At 36.0% G+C, this 14,866-nt stretch carries 13 protein-coding genes; 6 read left to right on the top strand and 7 right to left on the bottom strand.

The genetic code is table 11. From position 1 onward, the window contains the following. Positions 1-231: 231 nt before the first annotated feature. The 4 genes from HCX49_RS12410 to HCX49_RS12395 all read left to right on the top strand — a co-directional run bounded on the left by HCX49_RS12410 (position 232) and on the right by HCX49_RS12395 (position 4,425). A complete protein-coding gene (locus tag HCX49_RS12410; RefSeq protein WP_168127233.1) occupies positions 232-2,031 on the top strand; it encodes a hypothetical protein in 1,800 nt (599 codons plus the stop codon). 10 nt (positions 2,032-2,041) lie between these two features. Further along, positions 2,042-2,743 carry a hypothetical protein gene (locus tag HCX49_RS12405; protein ID WP_168127232.1) on the top strand — a complete coding sequence of 234 codons (702 nt, stop codon included), beginning with the start codon at positions 2,042-2,044 and terminating at the stop codon, positions 2,741-2,743. Between the two features lie 705 nt (positions 2,744-3,448). Continuing rightward, entirely contained in the window at positions 3,449-3,928 is a 480-nt protein-coding gene (locus HCX49_RS12400) for a hypothetical protein (RefSeq protein ID WP_168127231.1), read from the top strand. Between the two features lie 128 nt (positions 3,929-4,056). Next, positions 4,057-4,425: a nuclear transport factor 2 family protein gene (locus tag HCX49_RS12395; RefSeq protein WP_168127230.1), complete on the top strand. Its 369-nt coding sequence runs from the start codon at positions 4,057-4,059 to the stop codon at positions 4,423-4,425. 84 nt (positions 4,426-4,509) lie between these two features. On the opposite strand, the gene HCX49_RS25825 is transcribed toward HCX49_RS12395, so the two are convergent. The 6 genes from HCX49_RS25825 to HCX49_RS12365 form a co-directional block, all read right to left on the bottom strand. Continuing rightward, positions 4,510-4,638, bottom strand: coding sequence for a glycoside hydrolase domain-containing protein (locus HCX49_RS25825; protein WP_410528504.1), 129 nt, complete (start codon positions 4,636-4,638; stop codon positions 4,510-4,512). Positions 4,639-4,685: 47 nt separating this feature from the next. Further along, complete coding sequence (locus HCX49_RS12385; protein WP_168127229.1) at positions 4,686-6,158, bottom strand: tetratricopeptide repeat protein; 1,473 nt, start codon at positions 6,156-6,158, stop codon at positions 4,686-4,688. A 152-nt stretch (positions 6,159-6,310) separates the two neighbouring features. After that, the gene (locus tag HCX49_RS12380) at positions 6,311-6,466 is read right to left on the bottom strand and encodes a hypothetical protein (protein ID WP_168127228.1); all 156 of its coding nucleotides are present in this window, start codon (positions 6,464-6,466) and stop codon (positions 6,311-6,313) included. A gap of 422 nt (positions 6,467-6,888) precedes the next feature. Next, entirely contained in the window at positions 6,889-7,239 is a 351-nt protein-coding gene (locus HCX49_RS12375; protein ID WP_168127227.1) for a helix-turn-helix transcriptional regulator, read from the bottom strand. A gap of 589 nt (positions 7,240-7,828) precedes the next feature. Then, positions 7,829-7,984: a hypothetical protein gene (locus HCX49_RS12370; RefSeq protein ID WP_168127226.1), complete on the bottom strand. Its 156-nt coding sequence runs from the start codon at positions 7,982-7,984 to the stop codon at positions 7,829-7,831. Positions 7,985-8,023: 39 nt separating this feature from the next. Further along, on the bottom strand, positions 8,024-9,583 hold the full coding sequence (locus HCX49_RS12365) for a fimbrillin family protein (protein WP_168127225.1): 1,560 nt from the start codon (positions 9,581-9,583) through the stop codon (positions 8,024-8,026). A 586-nt stretch (positions 9,584-10,169) separates the two neighbouring features. Between HCX49_RS12365 and HCX49_RS12360 the strand changes: the two genes are divergently transcribed. Together HCX49_RS12360 and HCX49_RS12355 are read left to right on the top strand one after the other, a co-directional pair. Beyond that, a complete protein-coding gene (locus tag HCX49_RS12360; protein ID WP_132770689.1) occupies positions 10,170-10,364 on the top strand; it encodes a hypothetical protein in 195 nt (64 codons plus the stop codon). Positions 10,365-10,392: 28 nt separating this feature from the next. After that, on the top strand, positions 10,393-12,141 hold the full coding sequence (locus HCX49_RS12355; protein WP_168127224.1) for a fimbrillin family protein: 1,749 nt from the start codon (positions 10,393-10,395) through the stop codon (positions 12,139-12,141). Between the two features lie 130 nt (positions 12,142-12,271). On the opposite strand, the gene HCX49_RS12350 is transcribed toward HCX49_RS12355, so the two are convergent. Continuing rightward, positions 12,272-14,515: a GH92 family glycosyl hydrolase gene (locus HCX49_RS12350; RefSeq protein ID WP_168127223.1), complete on the bottom strand. Its 2,244-nt coding sequence runs from the start codon at positions 14,513-14,515 to the stop codon at positions 12,272-12,274. Positions 14,516-14,866 lie beyond the last annotated feature (351 nt).

Genomic DNA, 14,866 nt, shown 5'->3' with positions numbered 1-14,866 from the left:
ATCAGAAATCGATCGATCAGAAAAATTCTAAAGCTAAAGTGTTTTTATAATCACTAAATGAAATTTTATTAAAAAGAGACTTAAGGTATTAAATAATTTTAGTTATTTTTGGCGACAAATAAAAACCATCAATTAATCTATATGCGTCGCAAGAACTTACTATGTATTTTTAAATTATACATATGTTTTAATTTATTATGTCTTATTTCCTGTAAATATGAAAGTGAAGACTTGAATTTTCATGAAATTAAACAACCTGACAAGAATGTAAAGGTCACCATGAATGTCGCGGACGTGCCTAATGGTGAAACTATTTACATCTATGGTGCAACCGATCTTATGTATACGATCAATGCCGCTCCTGGAGCTGTTACTAAACAAGAATTTTATCTTAATAATAAACTGATTGTTGGCGAAAAGGAAGTATTGCATTTAGATCCCTCAGATCTTACAGGAAACGATTCTGATGTACTGAAAGTAAAAGTAAATCTTTCTTCAGGAAATGGAAGTTTAGCTGAAGTTTTAGGTGAAGAGAAATCAAGTTTTGAATTTATATATCCAATAAAATATGTAAATCCCCAGATAAATTTGAACATTAACCAACGGATTAATTCTTCTAAGAAATTAGAAATCTATTGGAACAAGCCAAATCTTGAAGGAGCTGAAATTGAAAGTTATGAAGTATATAATTTCAATAATTTAGATCAGATCCTCATTGATCAAATTACAGATCCTAGCAAAACTAGTTTTATCGATGATGATTATTCCTACGGAGCTAAAACATATAAAATAATTACAAAATATAAGGGTAACAAAGTTCCACCAAAAGAAGATTTTTATTCTGTACAATATAAAGTTTTCACAAGCAACTATTTCAAGACAAAGACCTTAAAAAACCTAAGTTTGGATATACAATGGACCCATCCTGATGGCATTGAAAACAAATACGTTCTCGTATGGAAGGGAAATGTACTAACCATACCATTAGGTAAAAATAATGCTGAAGTATATAGACCAGCATTCCCTTTTCAAGAAGAACAGTATTATGAATTGTATATCTTACCAGAAAAAGCTGACACATGGGATTATGCTAAATATCCTAAGATTATCAACTATTTTAAAGAGCAAAAATATGGTGACCCTGAAGTAGATAATTCTCATTTTATCTTGGTTGAAGGAGACGTTAAAAACAACTTAATCCTTTCTATGCGAGCCTACAAAAATGGTTTTGGAATTCGAAATTATGGAATTGATGATCTTGTCTTGAAAAGTAAAAATCCAGATATTGTCCAATATCCTTATTATATCAGTTCTTTTAAAGTTTCCCCAGCGACTGGCAAAGTTGCAGTTCACTTAAGTAGTGATGTTTATAATATTAAATCAAAAGTCGAGGTATATTCAGATTTTACTCTCAGCAAAAAAATCAGAACTGATGCAATTGATAATTTACCAGTTTATTATTTGACCAATGATGATAAATTCCTTGTTGGTAACGATAATTTGTCTCAGTTCAAAATATATGATTTAAACACTGGTAAGTTGTTGAGTGAAAAAACAGAAACTGATGGTAGACAGTTCTTTCCTAGTATATCTGATGACGGTAAATATACTGCAAGTTCTGTAAGTGGTCCTGATGGATGGTACAAAATATATAAATATGAAAATGATCAATATACTTTAATAGCCGAGAAAACACGTAGTCGTACGCTAAATGTTATAGCATTTCACCCAACAATTCAAAACCAGATTGTTATCCAATCCATTGATAATTATTTCTCAATTTGTGAATTACCAAGTTTAAAAGTAATTAAAAAGGTGGCTGGAGAATTTATATGTTTTGATAAATTCTCTGGAAAAATATTATTTAAAGATGAGAATTTCTCTTCTAATTCGCTTATCAATGTTATGGATAGTAAATATAGCAGTATTGTTTTTAGCCTGACAACAGGCCTTTACTTCCAGCCTTACGAAGCGAGACTTTTAAACAACAACATTATTCTTAACAACAATTATGTCAATATCGGCCAATAGCCTAAAAATCATGAAAAAACTAATATTAAGTATTGCATTGTTACTGATGACTATAACCTCAATGGCACAAATTGGGTTTGGCTATAGATTTGGCATTGGTAATTATAAAATGTCCGAAATGAGTTCATTCTTGAATGTCATTCAAAGCGGAATTAAATTAGATTATCCCGTGCCTATTTCAGTTACCGACAATTTTCCAAATCATTATACCAATTATGGAGAAGTGACATATTCCGTCAAAAATAGTGACTACGGGATCAATGTCACTTATTTATCAACAGGAGGTCGATTGGCTTATTCGGATTATTCCGGCGCGATTGCTTATAATTTGAATGCAAATGCTTATCGTATCGGAGCTTTATATCGAAATTATTTCTTCCAAACCAATCAAGGACATGAGAATAATCTATCCCTTTTTGCGGAGATTTCTCCTGCAGTAACATTCAATAATATTACTTCAGATGGATATTATGAAACGCAATCAGGTCGAAAGGAAATTGATAAAAAACATATTATTGAATCCAAATCAACGGGTTTTTCCATTACACCTTATGTTGGTGTGCAGTGGAATTTCATAAAATCTTTGGGTGCTAACCTTGGTGTTGGTTATAATGCTGAAATCCCTGGTAAAAGCAGTGAGATGAGAGATAGTAAAATTGATTGGACTGGGCTTCGTGTTGGATTAGGCTTGAGTTATAAATTCATAAATTAATATATTGCGTTTTATCATCTCAATGTATGCTATTAAATATTACATTACTTGCTTACAGTAAATGATATCTTTTTTAAATGCGCCAAGAGTTTAAATAAATAAAAAAAGCCGTTTTGCGTAAGTAGATCGGCTTTTTTTATTTATTCAATCTTCAGAATTATCGTTTACCATTAAGAAAACTTACTAATTTATTTATATCATTAAATACATAACATCCTGCTAGAATCTTCATTTTATATGCTTTTACTCACAAAAGTATCAAGTCAAGATAAACAATATGCAAAACATATCGTTTGATATATTAAACATGACTTTCATCATTATAATAATGATTTACTAAAGCAAAACCGTTAGTTATAATTTCTAAGAAACTGCAACTATTAGATTACACCCACAAACAAAAAAACTTAATCCATTGGTTCATATGTGCTATGGACTTGCCTCATCAAAAAAAACAATTATGCATTAATAAAAATTGGATAATAAAAATATTTTCTTTTCTTTGTAAAAACACAAAAGAAAACACTTTCATAATGAACAATCTAGGACAGATTAATATTAACATCTTGATTAACGCTACAGTCGTGGTCATCGTCATTTTTTGTTCAAAATGGGAGGTTAATACTTTGTAAGATATTTAAAAATAAATAATATTATAAAAAGCTTCCCAAAAAATTTGGGAAGCTTTTTTTTTGATTCCATGTTATGAAAAAGAAAAATATGACCTCTAAATTGTTCACCTTGAATTGCAAAAATCAACGTGATTTACTACCAGAAATCATTTCAACAATGTATCAATTAGGATTAGAAATTGAGACCATTTCACAATCCCGTACAGATATTCCGGAAATAGTATTGATAACGATTGAGGTAGCTATGCCAGGAGTGTTAATCGATAATACCATAATCAATCTTAAAAAAATAGCCGATGTACTGGATGCTACCATCACTTTTGGTTCTGTTTTAAATGCTGCATTATTTAAAATATCATTCGACACAAATGAAAACATCTGGGAAATTTTACATCGCTATAATGTACGCTGTGTTTCCATGGAAAACAACACACTATTAATTCACCAAATCGCAAAAGAAGGCGATATTCAAAGGTTATACAATGCTTTAGAAGGGCCTGGACTAATATCTTTTTCGCAGTTGCCACTTTCAAATTATGAATCTACCATTTAATAGTAATTTCGGCACACAGCAATTATCCATATATGTAGCAGGAGGAGGATAATTATTCTTTAAAAGTTTATTAAATTAGTAGTGGACTAAAAATAAATCATTTAAGTTGGAAGCTAAAAATATAACCAATGACAGAAACAGAAATTTTAGATCAGGAAAATAGGCTTTATGAAGCGATCAAGGAAAGTAATATAAACGTACTTGAAGAACTGTTGCACGATGATCTGCTTTTTGTGCTTCCAAGTGGAGACGTCATCACAAAGGAAATGGATTTACAGAGTTACCGTGATGGTAATTTAAAGATTCATAAGCTTATTCCTCACGTTGAACATCTAAACATCATAGATGATACAGCAGTTATTTCGTTGACCATGGAATTAAAAGGAAATTACAGTGGTGAAGACTTTGAAAGCAAGTTTCATTACATCCGTTTCTGGAAAACATTCCCTACTGGAATAAAAGTAGTTGGAGGAAGTGGAAGGATTGTTCATGTTTAAAGGAGCTGTACCATTTAAAAGCCTTGCAAAAAGCTATTAACTTTTTGCAAGGCTTTTAAATTAAAACAGTGCTTCTGCAACAGCTTATTTCTTATACCATACTGCTCCTGGTTTGTTCCCCATTTCGAATACCAACGTCGCACCCGACATCAATTGCCGATGCGTGATATAACTGGTTTCAAGTGGTTTTCCATCTATTGAAACAGATTGGATAGAAATATAAATGGTTGATAAGATGCCTGATCGACTGACCTGCGTTCTTAATATACCTTTTCCGCAAGTCCGCGCATCCAGCTATTAAAATCCGCATCCGAAGGGATTTCAAATTTTTTACGCAATCTGTTCTTCCGAACCTGTACTGCTCTAACTGTCACAAACGTATATTCTGCAATATTTTTTGTTGAAAAGTTAAGAAAGGCCATCGCGCAAAACTCTAGCTCGGTGCTTCTAAGATTTGAATCAAGTGATTTCAACGCCTGTATAAACTCCGGATACAATTCAGTAAATAAAGTCAGAAACTCCGGATTATTACTTTTGGCTAGTTCATTCAGATTATTGAATTTATTTTCTCCGATCTGCTCTGTCAGTTCCTTGTTGATTGTTTCTGTCTCTTGTAAAGCGTCTTCTTTCTGTCCCAAAATCTTACGATTATGCCTAGAGCGCCGTACAAAAAAAGTCACCGCGATAATGAGCACTACCAAAGCAATTATTGAAATGGTAACTGATTTTGACACCTTTGCGGCAGATTCCTTTTCTTTCGCTTTCACGAGCTGACTCATTACAGCATCCATTACCTCTTTATTTTTATTGTCGAGTGAATCTTTACCCCACGTATAAGCCATGTCATATTCATCCGCTGTCCACTTTCCACTCAACTTGTAATATCGACAGTAATAGGCTAAAAATTTACATTTTCGAGCAACCGCATCCCAGAGTCCGACTTTTTCCATATTTGCCAGGCCCACTTCAAAAAGGGTTAACGCCTTCTTATAATTACCTTTCCCTTGTTCTAAATTGCCTAAGAATGTATAGGTATTATAAAATACCGGTGCATTATATTTCTCAATTAATGCAAGCGACTTTTTGAGATTAAGCTCTGCTTTCGCAAAATCCCCTTTTTTTGTATAAAAATCTCCTAAATCATCGTATACCCCTATATAAAGTAATACATTTTCCTTTTCATCAAGCCCCTGCAAACAGTCCAATCGAAGTTGAATATATCTAAACACGGAATCAGGTTTGGCCAATACGTCAAAAACCGTAGTTAAATTTCCAAAAGCCTTGAGATAAGATTTTTTCTGAGAATCGCCCTTTAGCGCCTTAGCATCTGCTAACTGTAAATGAAACTCTTGGATACCTTGCTGGAATAACTTAAGCTTTAAATATCCCTTACCCTTCAGCCGATGGATTTCAGCTTGCATTTCAATCTCGTCCTTAAAATAGTTTGTTGTCTGCACCCCCTCAAGATGCTTAAATGCTTCTTTATATAGCCCGATATTCAAAAGTGCATCTGCAACCCAAAAATGTGCTTTCGCTATTCCTTCATCGTATTTATTCTCATTAGCCAAATCCAGGGCTTTCATAGCAGATTCCCACTGCAACGACGTTTTAGCCGCGGCATTCAGTTCTTTTGCTTTACTCAAAATCGAATCAACCTCTTGCTTCTTGTCATCGCCAGCGATTGCTTTAACCGTAAATAATAATAAAATAAAAAAAAGAAGTTTTTTTCTCATTAGGTAGGTCATCAATTGTTATAGATAGTTATGAATCACAACAGTTTAAAGCTCCCGTCAGCCTTAAAAAATTGAGTTTGCTAATCTAAGAATTTTAAATCACTAAACAGATATAAAAATATCTCCATAATACATTTTTCATCCCGAATTGTCTACTCCTCTAACTTCAGATAATCATCCTCCAATGGCGATCCTCCCTGGGAAACCTGTGCAGAACCAGCAGCAACTCCCAGCTCCATTTCTACGATTGTAATACTCAAAATCGGAGGAATATAACTTTCCTTTTTCTTTTGATCTTTTGTTTCCATGACTATTTATTTGTTAGCTTTTATTAGGCGTAAATCTTTCTGACAGCTTATTGTTTTAGATTGATCATTTATTAAACCTTCGATTTGCACAGCCTTAAGCAATAGCAAAATCAAATTAATTATTTGGAACAAAGATTAGGATTTTGAAATACAATTGATGAAAAATGACCTATCACATAGATATCACATAAAAACTAAGCATCATTTATTAACTTGAAATGGATCAAAATAAAATAGAAATAGTGAAAAACTTTTTGTTTTCAAATTATATTAACACTTTCTCCTTTTATGTCTACCACTAAATTTCAATGTAGAGGTTGAAATACTGTTCTAGCAAACAAATAATCTTCTCTTAAAATTTTCTTTAAATATTACTGAACAATTCAAAGTTGAAGTAGGAAAGTCTAATACTTACCACATTGCTAAACAGTCTCAATAGCTATTTGCTCTTGTTCAGTCATTGGAGTTCGCTGGATCTGCTCGCGCATCCAACAATTAAAATCAATATCGGAAGCGATATTTAACTTTTTGCGCAATCTATTTTTACGTACCTGTACGGCACGTATCGTAACAAAAGTATATTGAGCGATATTTTTGGTCGAGAAATTCAAAAAGGTCAGGGCACAAAATTCTAATTCACTACTACGGATTTTCGGATTTATTGTCTTTAACGAGACAACAAAATCGGGATAGATTTCGCTGAACAGCGTCAAAAATTCAGCGCTATTATTTTTCGCTAAAGCAATTAAATTATTGAAGTTATTCCTTTCCATTATATATCATTATTTAGTAAATTTTCATTTCCATATTACCGTCCTTGGAGATAAATTCCTTCAACCAGTAGTTGCCAATTTTGCTTATTTTTTAGAGGAAATAGCAATTAAAATCGACAGCTCGAAATTGATACCCATAGACTAAATCCAACTATATTAGCACGGACCTTCACACAAATTAGGTTCGAGCGATAATTCATTATAGCCCGCAATTCCTGGACTGAATGTCTTACCTTATTCTGTTTGACAAATATTTACATTAAAAGAATGAATCAAAAAAAACCGCCTTTCACATTCATATCACACTTTATAAAAAGCTGATAAAAAGCTATTTAACATCACAAAAACACGAATAACTTATATATAAGAATTCAGGAAACGTCCGCCCCCCCCCCTAAAAAAGAAAGTCCTTCTTATGAAAGAAGAACTTTATTTTCCCTGATTAAGGACTTTTCGAAGTCTATTTGAACTGAATTTGTTCCTGTACCCAGTTTAAAATCTTTAGTCTATCTCATAAAAAAGCTCGACAGGAATTATTAAAACCTGTCGAGCAATTAAGATGAATTAAACAATAATTAGTTCGGATAAATTACCAGTCGATGGTACGATTATCATCATCAGCATTATCCCATGATTGTTGCACGTCGGAGCTAACAGATGCAGCTGCAATACCTTGTTCCATTTCCACTGTCATCAATTCGATTCGTGGACTTAAATAGATTCTCTTGGGCTCATTAGTATTCATAATATGATTTTAAAAAAAGTTAACATTTTGTGATTCTACCTACAGGGTACAAGCAGTTTTCTTTCTGCCACTACCTGACCCAACCATCATCGTCTTACCCTGTACTACCTGTGTGATTTTTACAGTGTTGGAAGTGGTACTCCATGGCACCGTATTAAATGAACCTTGTGTCAGTTCAAGTGGATATAGTGCACCTCCTGAGGTCTTGCTACCATACATAGTAACCTCACCGGTACGACTAATAACAACTCTAATAAGCGGCTGCGCTACTGTACCTACCATATCATAAATTTGTTGGATTGTACCGCCTTCCACATTGTTTCCGCCATAAACACTTCCATCTACATATCTCACATTTTTTTGCGCAATGGCAATACCAGATTCAAATTGAATTTCTTGTGTGGACAGCTTGATACCATTAACCTCCATATTAAAGGAATTGTCTAACTGAAGAATATCAAACACAAATCCATAATCAGCACCTGGTGCTGTCAATGTCTGTGTAACTAAGTTTCCGTTAGGAACAAATGTACCATTGACATTGGCACCTGATCCAGAAGCAGGATAATCCCAGTTTAGATCCGCACCTCCTGTCACTGACTCTGTACAAGTTTTGAAGTTTAGGTTTAAGTTATAACGTTGACCTGGTATAATCTGTAACCCAGCAACGCCTACATTAGATCTTGTCTCTCCATCAATAGTTATTGATCCAAAACTAAATACTCCATTGTTAGCGCCAGGGTGAATTAACAGTGTAGGGATACTCGATACAGTCCGTAAGCCCGCTCCCAAAGCTGGAAATTGTACAGCAGTGGTTGTAGTACTGCCATTATAGGATATCGTTCCATCTGCTAATTTTAAACTTGCACTCGGATGCGTAGGGTCTATCGTTGGCGTAACCAAGCTTGTTATTGCTCCAGTCATTTCAGTTGCCATACTTAAATTGGTTGTTACCTCACTATACTGATGTTTCAGTACTACATCAAGATTATTCTCACCTGAATGAACTGTTAAATCTTTCTTAAAGTACATCAGATCTGCACTGATGTTATCCAGGCTGGCATTAGCGAGTTCGTTCTGTGCAGTCACCCCTGGAACTGTTGCCGTACTATTGATTGAATAGGCTACAAAAGTATAGGTCTTTTCAGCATCCAATGTGATTTCACTATTATTGTCAACAGAATTTGTGTAGATCTTTTCTGTTACATAATCCCCATCTGCATTATACACCACGATCTTGTACTTGACATTAGCTGCTAAGGGTGTTCTCTCTTCGGAAACTGCGGCACGGTTTCCCGACGAGGACCGCAACAGGTTACTAGCCTCGGAGGACTTGCTTGTCAACGTTGCTTCAAAAGAACTTGAGCTTGTCAACGGAATTACCTGAGTTTGGGCTGTATTCCCAATGCTTCCCCCATTGCTTGCTTTCTTACTTGTAACAACCGGGTTTTCTACGCCAAGTAAATGAATGCTGACGCTAGCTTTACCACTGGCCGCTACACTGTCTTTGCTTTCCTTACAGGAATACAACGATCCACACACCAAAGCTGATAGAACCAATGCCTTCCAGCTTATTTTTGTCTGTGATTTTAAAATCATTTTTCTAATTTTTTTGATGATTAATAAACATTTTAATTAATTCGTTGCAAATGTTGTAATAATTTCTCAAAAGGAAACAACAAGCTTATATCACAAAGATATCACACATTAATATGACTATTAACAAAATACAAACCATATTAAAGAAAAGTATTATCATAAAAAGATGTAAAAGATAAAGTACAAGATAAACTATGGAAATTAGGGACAGTATTTTTCTTAATAGTTTTATCAAATCAACACAATAACCTGTATTTCAATTAGTTAAATAACTGAGATAGGGATGTGATATTAATGTGATATGTGCATTATGCTATATTTTTCTTTATCCGTATTACCTTTGAAGTACAGAATACAACGAGTTTTGATGTATTAAGACCATATAAGCAGATAGCGGAAAATTACCGATATCATTAATTATTTAAATGAAGAGAAATTAACTTTTAGATCGCCATAAAAATACACGCAATTGAAACCTGAGCTAATACAGGATATTTATCAAGGTGATATAACTGCTTTGATGCCATGCTGGGCGCCGTATCTGATGTGGCAGATCTTAAAATATAAACCAAATAAAATATTAAACATGAAAAAGAGAACTGAAAAAAACATTTACGTGAAACCCGTAATCGAACAGTTACAGGTAGAAATGGAACATGGTGTAGCTGCAGGGTCGGCTGGATCAGGTCAACCTGGAGGTGGAACTGGAGTTAACGAAACTGACTGGAACAATGGCGGAACGGAAACCCAGGATCCGAATGGCGGTGAATGGTGGAACTAATACCAATCAAAAATTATTTATAACAATTATGAAAACAATGTATCAGATTATAAAGATAAAACTAGCCTTGATCGTTCTTCTAGCAGTTGCCGTTTCCTGTAGTAAGGAGAAAGGTGAAAATACGCTTGAAGCGAATAAAGGTGGTATAAAACTGGCTTTAACGGAAGCCCAATTCGGTGGAGATAATTTAGCTGTGGCCAAAGCAACGGCAAAGGCTAGCGCGACTGAACCGTTAGTGATCACGCAAGAAGTGCAGTCGGGGCCTTTTACGATTACAGCAGAGCTTACAGAAAATACGGCAACGAACAACGGACTTAAAGCATCTACCAATAAAAAGGCCGCCACTTCTTTGTTGTCATTGAGAGGTGCGGTAACGTATCGGGTAGTAGTCTATGAAACAGACGGTACCTATATTGACCAAGCAGTTGGCGATGCATCAGATGCAAGCCTGGTATTTTTTGGAGATAAATTGATCGCAGGCAATAAATATACCTTTGTGATCTATTCATTGGGCTCTACGACCACCCCTCCTGTTGCTGCTCCAACAACAAACCTCTATACTGCAGGTCAGGTTTATTTCAGTTTTACAAACTACGAGGAGAATGGAGCGGACTTGATGTATGCCATCGAAAAAGATGTCACCATCCTCGGAAACAATACGCCAACGCCATTGACGACACCATTGAAGCATTTGTTTACCCGTGTCACTCTTCTGGTCGATAATAGCGATGCTACTGGCACATTTGGTACGGCAAACTATCTAAAAGGAGGTTATCTTTCAGAAGTTCCGGTTCAAGCGGAATGGGTTTCGCCTTTCACTGATGCCACTGTTGACCTAAGTACTGGCGCAACAGTAGCCGCAACAGATATGACGAATATACCTCCTATTGCAAATCTTAATGCAACGGCCCGGACTTTTATCGTAAACCAGAATCAGTCAAACACTTTTTCAATTGCATTAATGATACCAAGCGGTCAAGTCAAAATAGGTCATGATGTCAATGCTCAAGCTGTAAACTTTAATTTTTCAAATGCAGGCCTTGGTTTAAAACCAGGTTATTCGTACACCATGAAATTGCGTTTTAACAGTGACCGTTATGTGAATGCGCTTAATGAAACAAGAAGCGTAACTGCTGCTGATGCGCGTTATGCCGTGATCGGTGGATACCGTTGGGATCGCTATAACCTGGGTGTAGCAAATGTAAATCCAGCAACAAATAATCCAGATGCCAATCCGTCAGTACAGGCACTATATGGTAATTATTATCAATGGGGCCGTCAACTGCCAGTGGCAAACGCTTATAGTGGTGATGGCGCTATTGTTGGATGGAATACAACATCTGCTCCTGATGGTTCCTGGAATAATGGTACAGCAACTGTTCCAGTCAAAGCGGCATTAGACCCATGTGGTACGGGTGATCGAGTGCCTAGTCCTGTCGAATATACCCGTTTAGGAAATTATACTCGCCATACTTCCATTGGAAACTGGATTCCTAATACAGGAACTTCTGCTGGATTATCGGACTTTACTGCAGCACATATTATGACCAGTAAAAAGAGCAGTGATATTAAATTAAGCTTTCCAGCGGCTGGTCATAGAGAAACAACTAACGGATCACAGCGTGTTAGACAAGCAACCGCTATTTATTGGTTAAATACTGAAGTTGGCGGTAATGATAGAGCAATACATGGCCGAGGATTCGAAGGTGGTGCTTGGGATACTCAGAATTATTTTAAACGTGCGGGCTATCCCGTACGCTGTATCCAGGACAAATAATAGACAAATTATAAATTTATTTCATAGTTTTCGCATTATTCCTACCTATTCAAAAACAACCTATTGAAATCAATAGGAATTAAAAAGCCCGGCATGGTTGATCCATGCCGGGCTCTTCAATTCCTATAAGTTATTTCTTATACCATACTGGCCCTGGTTTGTTCCCCATTTCGAATACCAACGTCGCACCCGACATCAATTGCTGATGCGTGATATAACTGGTTTCAAGTGGTTTTCCATCTATTGAAACAGATTGGATATAGATATTCTCTTTACTGACGTGATTGGCTTTGACTGTAAATTTCTTACCGTTAGCAAGCATAATTTCACTATGGTCAAAAAGCGGTGTACCGATCTCATAATGGCCACTGACAGGATCTACCGGATAAAAACCTAATGCACTGAAGACATACCATGCAGACATCTGTCCACAATCTTCATTGCCACTCAAACCAGAAGGAGTATTTAGATACAGTTTTTCCATTACCTCAGCAGCATATTGCTGAGTTTTCCAAGGCTGTCCGGCAGCATTGAATAGATATAAAGCATGATGGCTCGGTTCATTGCCATGTGCATACTGCCCAATCATACCGGTGCTAAAAATAGGCAGTTTGGTCGTATCTGAAGGATGTAAAGTAAACATACTATCGAGCTTTTGTCCAAAGCGTTCTTCCCCACCAACTAAATTGATCAACCCGGGAATATCATGCTGTACCGACCAAAAATATTGCCATGCATTACTTTCACAGATATGTTCACTATAATCTTCAGGATCAAATGGGCTTATAAATTGACCATTACTATGACGTGGCTGCATAAACGAAGTTGCTGGATTATAGACATTCTTATAGTTTTTTGATCTCGCCAAAAATGTAGCAGCAATATCCTTTTTCCCCATCTTGCTTGCCATTACGGCTATACAATGATCATCGAAAGCATACTCCAATGTGCGCGATAAGGACCAGTTCTCTGCATTGTATTTATCAGCAACGTCATAAGGAACATAGCCAAGTTTTTTATACAGTCCAACTCCTCTGTATGCATCGGTGTTTGCTGAAGCGACACAAGCTTCAAGCGCTTTATTGACGTCAAAGTCACCAATCCCTTTTAAATAGGCATCGGCGATAACAGGTATAGCATGGTGCCCGATCATCATATCGGTTTCGCTTCCATATATATTCCATACCGGTAAACGACCATGTTGCTCGTAAAAGGCAATAAAGGACTTAATCATATCATTTACACGATCTGGATCAGTGATGGTAAATAATGGATGTGATGCTCTATAGGTATCCCACAATGAAAAAGTACTATAATTGGTCCAATTTTCGGCCTTATGTATTTTCCGATCAGCACCAAAGTAAGATCCGTCTACATCTCCAAATATGGTAGGAGCTAACATACTATGGTATAATGCGGTATAGAATTTCACCTTGGTATCTTTATCTGCTGTCTGGATAGCGATCTTGCCAAGTTCATCATTCCAATTTTTTTCAGCCTGCGCGAGATAATAGTCAAAATCATCTTTTGGCGCTTCTGCTTTTAAATTGTTTGATGCTCCTTCCATACTCACTCCGGAAAGTGCTGTACTCAATGTGACTTGATCTCCTTTAGCTGTTTTAAAATCAAAACGGGCTTTAAATGCTGTTCCAGTTCGTTTAGTAGCTTTTGTAAGGGTATCTGTAACGGATAAGATGGCAGTACTATCTAAGTGTACGGCAGTAAAGGGTTTTGAAAATCGAGTTTCGAAATAGACGCGTTGCCCTCTTGCCCAGCCTTCAGAAAATCGATAACCGCGTATCGTAACCGAATCGACGACTTCAATATGGGAATCAACTGTCGCATCCCAGTTCATTGCTTTCTTCAGGTCTAATAATACAGCAGCATCTGCTTCCGGGAAAGTATAACGCTGAATACCGCAACGAGGGGTTGCTGTCAATTCAACGTTGATATCATAGTCAGTTAATTTTACTTGGTAATAACCGGCATGTGCCTGTTCGTCTTGGTGCGTAAACTTGGAGTGAATGCCCAATGGGGCTTCAGCTTCTTTATACGGAAGGGTAACTGGCATAAAAGAGATATCATACAGATCTCCTGCTCCTGTTCCACTTAGGTGTGTATGACTAAAACCTGCGATGGTGCTATCCGGATAAAAATATCCCGATATGCGGTCCCAGCCTGGTAAACCATTGTCAGGACTTAATTGGATCATACCAAATGGAGCCTGCGCTCCGGGGTAGGTATTCCCTGTAAAATCTGTCCCTATAAAAGGATTAACAGATTTTGCATAAGAATCACGCTGGGTATCTTTTTTGGAAGCACAGCCTAAAACAACGAATAGACTTGCACAAACCATATAATTCACATATTTCATTGTATATATCGCTTTTTTTAAATTTTATTTACAACTATTTATCACCCCTAAAAGGAGATCATCATGGCTATTTTACGGGAGTTTGATCAGTTAGTTTAAACTTCCTCGACTTCCTCTTTTGTTATCTTTTCTACACCAATTTCTAACAACCGATCGCTACATTCTATGATCTCACTACTGTTTAATTAACCAAACAACTGTTTTAATCAAGAAAAACAAGAGCCCAATATAAGATAAATGGAGCGATCAATAAAATTAAATTTAATTTCTTGTTATATATTTAAAACGTTTTAGCAAAATCACATAGTGCTCGTTTGATCTTGTTCCAAGATCAAACGAATATTAATCCAA

This window comes from Sphingobacterium sp. B16(2022), assembly GCF_012030425.1.
Taxonomy (GTDB): Bacteria; Bacteroidota; Bacteroidia; order Sphingobacteriales; family Sphingobacteriaceae; genus Sphingobacterium; species Sphingobacterium anhuiense.
Note: the sequence above shows the minus strand (reverse complement) of the source record. Positions and strands in the feature narration are given on the sequence as shown.